The organism is Mesorhizobium sp. M7A.F.Ca.US.005.03.2.1, assembly GCF_003997795.1.
GTDB classification, from domain to species: domain Bacteria; phylum Pseudomonadota; class Alphaproteobacteria; order Rhizobiales; family Rhizobiaceae; genus Mesorhizobium; species Mesorhizobium ciceri.
This window is the reverse complement of sequence record NZ_RZRP01001144.1, coordinates 1-1,546: the sequence shown is the minus strand read 5'-3', so window position 1 is coordinate 1,546 and position 1,546 is coordinate 1. Positions and strand designations below refer to the sequence as shown.

Below are 1,546 nucleotides of genomic sequence, written 5' to 3'. Positions count from 1 at the left end.
GGGCGCGGCGATGTCGCTGATGGACCGGCGCCTGCGCGTCGGCGCGCCGTCGCGACGGCGCAAGCAGGCGAGCGTGGTGCCATCCGCGACCCTGCCATGAACGCACGGCTTTCGCTGACCTCCATTATCCTGCTGCTGGCGCTGTTTTTTGCCGGCACGGCCTTGGCGGTGAAGCCTGACGAGATGCTGCCTGATCCTGCACTTGAGGCGCGGGCTCGGGCGCTTTCGGAAGGCTTGCGCTGCATGGTCTGCCAGAACCAGTCGATCGACGAATCCGATGCCGACCTTGCCCGCGACCTGCGCGTCCTCGTGCGTCAGCGCCTCGTCGCCGGCGACACTGACCAGCAGGTCATGGACTACGTGGTTTCGCGCTATGGCGAGTTCGTGCTGCTCAAGCCGCGTTTCGACCTGCGCAATGCATTGCTGTGGGGCACGCCTGTCCTGCTGTTGCTGGTGGGAGGCGTTTTCATCGTGCTGACCGCGCGGTCGCGTCGCTCGACGGCAACCAATGCGCTGACCACTGAGGAACAGGCGGCGCTGGACAAGATACTAGGCAATTAGCTCGGCCATTCCTCCGAGGGCCAGTCCCGCGACGTGTGAATGACGCGCAGGATAACGACGCACTGACGGCCAGCAATCGGGCGCAACTCATAAGCAATGATGTACGGCAGGCGGCCGATGAACGTCTCATATGTGCCTGTTACCCGGCCTGGCCGGCCCGTCGCCATATCACCAAGGCCTCGGCCCATTTCACGAATACGATCCGCCAGGCGTGCTTGCTGTCATTTATAAAGCCTTGTGCTGAGTTGTGTACAAGATAGCGCATAGGGCATCGCGGCCAACGGGTTTGTGCGTCTCCCGACCCCAAAACATTACCAAAGTTTCATGTGTCGGAAATGGCGCTGTAATGTGCGCCACTCTAATTCTCTTGCTTGAGGATGCCCATCAGCAGCGTCCATTTGGAAAGAGGATACGAGATCCATGAATATTGCCCCCCGTTCATATTCCGTCACCCGCAAGCGTCTCATGGCTGCCGTCGCGTCTGTCGCCGTGGCCGGTGCGATCGGCGTCGGTGCGCTGACCAGCGGAACCAGCCCTGTTCTGGCCGATGCCGTGCGCGTCGAGGCGCCGCAGGTACCGGGCTTCGCCGATGTCGTCGAGCGGGTTTCTCCCGCTGTTGTCAGCGTCAAGGTCAAGGCCAAGATCAGCCCGGCCGCCGATGACGGCTCCGACCCGTCCGACGATCAGGATGGCATGAACAACCTGCCCAACAATCCGCAACTGCGCCGCTTCTTCAAGGAATTCCGCGGCTTTGGTGATCAGGACGGCCAGGGTGGCGGCAACAGGCGCTTCAGCCATCGCGACCGCAACAACGACCAGCCGCGGCCGGTTGCACAAGGGTCCGGCTTCTTCATCTCGGATGACGGCTATCTCGTCACCAACAACCACGTCGTTTCGGAAGGCTCGGCCTTCACCGTGGTGATGAATGACGGCAAGGAACTCGACGCCAAGCTGATCGGCACCGACCCGCGCACCGATCTCGCCG

The 1,546-nt window shown here is 62.3% G+C and carries 2 protein-coding genes and 1 pseudogene; 2 read left to right on the top strand and 1 reads right to left on the bottom strand.

Annotation, left to right across the window (positions count from 1 at the left end):
• Window positions 1-96 precede the first annotated feature (96 nt).
• Window positions 97-561, top strand: coding sequence for a cytochrome c-type biogenesis protein (locus EN991_RS35595; protein ID WP_013532633.1), 465 nt, complete (start codon window positions 97-99; stop codon window positions 559-561).
• Here EN991_RS35595 and EN991_RS35590 read toward each other — a convergent pair.
• Window positions 558-776, bottom strand: a pseudogene (locus EN991_RS35590) (type II toxin-antitoxin system RelE/ParE family toxin); the annotation flags it as partial. The gene EN991_RS35595 and the pseudogene EN991_RS35590 overlap by 4 nt on opposite strands.
• 205 nt (window positions 777-981) lie before the next feature.
• Between EN991_RS35590 and EN991_RS35585 the strand changes: the two are divergent.
• The coding region (locus EN991_RS35585; RefSeq protein ID WP_206519327.1) for a trypsin-like peptidase domain-containing protein at window positions 982-1,546 on the top strand (565 nt) is incomplete at its 3' end.

Bases quoted from the DNA above. Each gene is read 5' to 3' on its own strand.
- EN991_RS35595 (WP_013532633.1), top strand. From the start codon at position 97: ATGAACGCACGGCTTTCGCTGACCTCCATTATCCTGCTGCTGGCGCTG.